Source organism: Nonomuraea longispora, assembly GCF_004348345.1.
In the GTDB taxonomy this organism is placed as follows: domain Bacteria; phylum Actinomycetota; class Actinomycetes; order Streptosporangiales; family Streptosporangiaceae; genus Nonomuraea; species Nonomuraea longispora.
Map to the genome: position 1 here is coordinate 1 of NZ_SMJZ01000369.1, position 3,730 is coordinate 3,730.

4 protein-coding genes are annotated in these 3,730 nt (G+C 73.6%); all 4 read right to left on the reverse strand.

What is annotated here, in order from left to right; genetic code table 11:
• Positions 1-218 precede the first annotated feature (218 nt).
• Positions 219-839 carry a Holliday junction branch migration protein RuvA gene (gene ruvA, locus E1267_RS43040; protein WP_132341982.1) on the reverse strand — a complete coding sequence of 207 codons (621 nt, stop codon included), beginning with the start codon at positions 837-839 and terminating at the stop codon, positions 219-221.
• 319 nt (positions 840-1,158) lie between these two features.
• Positions 1,159-1,689 carry a crossover junction endodeoxyribonuclease RuvC gene (ruvC, locus tag E1267_RS43045; protein ID WP_132341986.1) on the reverse strand — a complete coding sequence of 177 codons (531 nt, stop codon included), beginning with the start codon at positions 1,687-1,689 and terminating at the stop codon, positions 1,159-1,161.
• 85 nt (positions 1,690-1,774) lie between these two features.
• The gene (locus E1267_RS43050) at positions 1,775-2,917 is read right to left on the reverse strand and encodes a GNAT family N-acetyltransferase (RefSeq protein ID WP_132341984.1); all 1,143 of its coding nucleotides are present in this window, start codon (positions 2,915-2,917) and stop codon (positions 1,775-1,777) included.
• Between the two features lie 11 nt (positions 2,918-2,928).
• Positions 2,929-3,730: ABC transporter permease family protein (locus E1267_RS45165; protein WP_220449943.1), on the reverse strand; the 802-nt coding region annotated here is incomplete at its 5' end.

Sequence of the window (3,730 nt, forward strand, 5' to 3'; positions counted from 1 at the left end):
ACCGGTCACCGCACGCCCCGACGGACCACCATGCCCGCCCGGCGCCCCACACCCCGACGGGCCATCATCCGCGAGAGACGGCCCGGTCGCCCCTGAACCACGGAAGCCGGTCCACGGCCCGCTCGTCACGGCGGGCACCACGTGGGCCTTCACGACCGGCCATGACGGGCGGCAAGCCACGTCGGCGCGTGCGGTGACGCCGGCTTTGCCGTAATGACTCATTGCACGCTCAGCGAGCGCAGCGCGGCCTTCAGCAGCGGGGCCACGCGCGGCTGCCGGCCGGCGGCGAGATCGGCCTCGGCGTCGGGCTCGACGGCGGCGATCGCCTCGTCGGCGTCCTTGCTGGAGTAGCCGAGCCCCACCAGCCCCGAATGCACCTGCTCGCGCCAGGCCGCCGCCTTCCGCTCGCCGTTGAGCGCGGCGTCGACCGCCGCCTCCGGCGTGCCGAGCCGGTCCTTGAGCTCCAGCACGATGCGCTGCGCCCCCTTCTGGCCGATGCCCGGCACCTGCGTCAGCGCCTTCAGGTCGGCGGCGGCCACCGCCACCCGCAGTGCGTTGGGCGTGTGCACGGCCAGCATCGCCAGTGCCAGCTTCGGCCCGACGCCGCTGGCCGTCTGCAGCAGTTCGAACACCGCCCGCTCGTCGTCGGTGGCGAAGCCGAACAGCGTGAGGGACTCTTCGCGCACCACGAGCGACGTGGCCAGCCGCGCCTCCTCACCGACGCGGAGCGTGGCGAGCGTGCCGGGGGTGCAGTGGGTGAGTATCCCGACGCCGCCGACCTCGATCACGGCTCCGTCGGGCGCGATCGCCGTCACCTTCCCCGCCACCGACGCGATCACCACACGCCTCCTGTCCTCACTTCGATCACAACCCCGCCCTCTGCCGCAGAATGTCGCGCGCCGCGCTGAACCTTCCGCCCCGCAGGCCTGCCCGTCCCCACGTCGCGAACGGCGAGGACGGCCCGGCGTGCACGAACCGCCAGTTTCCGCGGACAAGGAAGACGACCGACGGTCGCAACAGCCGGCCCACCGCACACGACCGGAGGCGCCGGCGCTCGAACCACCCCGCCGCGAGCGGGAACGCGCGGCCATCGAGAGGGCCGGCCCGTCAGAGTCTGCCGCCTGGACCGGAACGACGCCCGGCGCGGCTCCAGGGCCCTCACGACCCGGGCCCCTTCTTGGTGGCCTTGGCGAGGGCCGCGGCGAGGCGGTGCTGGGCGCCGCCGCGCCAGACGTGGCAGATGGCCAGGGCGAGCGCGTCGGCGGCGTCGGCGGGCCTGGGCATCTCGGCGAGCCGCAGCAGCCGCGTCACCATGGCGCCGATCTGCTTCTTGTCGGCCGTGCCGCTGCCGGTGATGGCAGCCTTCACCTCGGACGGCGTGTGCAGCGCCACGGGGAGCCCGCGCCGGGCCGCGCACAGCACCGCGATCCCCGCGGCCTGCGCCGTGCCCATGACGGTGCGTACGTTGTGCTGGCTGAAGACGCGCTCGACCGCGACCGCGTCGGGACGCACGTCGTCGAGCCATTTGTCGATCCCGGCCTCGATGCCGACGAGCCGGGCGCCGAGCTCCTCGTCGGCGCCGGTGCGCACCACCCCGGCCGACACGAGCGTCAGCGGCGCGCCCGGACGCCCTTCGACAGCGCCCAGCCCGCACCGGGTCAGCCCCGGATCGACGCCCATGACCCGCACCGGCATGCCCTCCCGTATACGCCGAACATCTGTTCGGCACGAGACTCTACTCCGCCCGCGGTGGCCGCGCACCGGGAAACGCCCGTCAGAAGTCCTCCAGCATGTACGGCCTGGCGGCGAAGGCGGCGTCGAGTGTCTCGTCGTATCGCTCATCTCCGGACATGAGCCCGCTGAGCCGCAATGTGGCCGCCGGAATCCCGGCGTACAGAGCGGAGAAGCCGTTGATGCTCAGCCTCACCCCCGGCTGCCCGGCAGGGGTGACCGCGGCCGAGCCGCCCGAGAACTCCAGCCGCCACGTGCCGCCCCCTCCCAGGGGGTCGTCCACGGTGACGACGGCCTCGCCGGACAGGTGCGCCGGGTATCCCCTGCGCTCGGCCGCGGCGACGACGTCCAGCACCCTGAACATCCACCGTCGCTGCGTGACCTGCTCGATCGTCCGCTCGCGCAGCAACCACAACACAGGGTCGTCGGGAGCCACGTGCGCGACGACGTCCCGCGCGATCGACGACGCGCTGCCCACCACGCCCCACAGCGCCCTGAGCGTCTCCCCGGACCCGGCGACCAGGCTGTCGACCAGCATGTCCTCGCCGTGCCAGCGGTAGACGACGAAACCGTCGTCGGCGAGGTAGAGGAAGTCGTCCTCGTCCCCGAGGCACCGGCTCCAGGTGTGCTCGTCCCAGGAGATCGGCCCGCCGGCGCGGGCGGCGCCGTGCACGCGGCGCAGGATGGAGACGACCTCCCCCACGTCGCCCGGTCCCATCCTGCGGAGCTTGACGGCGCCGGACGGCCTGATCTGGCGCAGCAGCTCGGCCGGCATCCGTACGCTGTGCTGGGCCCCGGCGTGCTCGTAGCCGAGCGAGCGGTAGATGCCGGTGGTGGCCGGATAGAGCGCGGAGATCGCGTCCCCGAACGCCCTGCCGCGTTCGACGACCGCGCGCATGATCGTGGTGCCGAGGCCGCGGCCGCGGTCTTCCGGCGCCACGGCGACCCCGGCGATGCCGGCCATCGGCTGCGGCCTGCCGTGCCACCACTGGGTGAACCCGCGCAGCCGCGCCGTGGCGGTCAGTCTGGTGCCGTCGAAGGCGCCCAGGTAGCGGCCCTCGCCGAGGTTGGGGAGCACAGCCTGTCGCCACCGCTCCCTGTCCTGTGGCGGCAGCGGGCCGAAGGCGCGTCTGCGAAGGTCAAGGGCGTCGTCGAGGTCGTCAGGGGTGAGGTCGCGTATCTCCACAGTCAGCCAACTTACGCGGAGGGCGTACGCGTTCGCGAACCGTCTGCCGTGAGGGCGAGCCTGTCGAGATAGAGCAGCTGGGCGGCCACGACGGCGGCCAGGGCGACGGCGACGACGACCGGCGGCGTGGCCGCGCCGACGTCAGGTGAGGCGGCGGTGTACGCGCCGAGATGGGCCGCCTGGGCGACGGGTGCGGTGAACAACTCCGGTTGCTGGGCGACGAGCAGCGGCCAGAGCAGGTCCTGGGCGTTCACCAGCGCGACCGCGCCGGCGAGGATCCCGGCCATGGGGAGCGAGGGCAGGAACACGCCGCTGAAGAAGTCGCCGCCGGCCCGCTCCGCCAGCCCTTTGCACAACAACGTGAGCACGAGCAGCGCGGGGACGCTCACGAGGAGGGGCGGGACGAGCGCGGCGAACGTGTCGATGAGGCCGAGGTTGCGCATGTTCTGCCAGTTGGCGACGGCGAACACGCCCGTACCGGCGAACAACCAGGGTGCGAACGCGAGCAGCAGCCACTCGCTCATGGCCCCCAGCGGGCGCAGGCCGCCGATGCCGAGCGCCGCCAGGTAGGCGACGCCCACGGAGACCAGCGCGCCGGCGATCGCGGGCACCCACGTGTTCAGCTGCGTGCGCAGCCCGCCCGACTCGGTTCCCGGCGAGGTGAGCAGCCCGTCGATCCACGGCCAGGCGCACACGAGCGCGACGGCCACGACCACGACCAGCGCGGTCACCCCGACGGCCACGGCCGCCGTGCCCGGCCCTCCGGCGGCCGCACGCACGGGCGGGAACACGGGCGGGGACACGGGCGGGGAC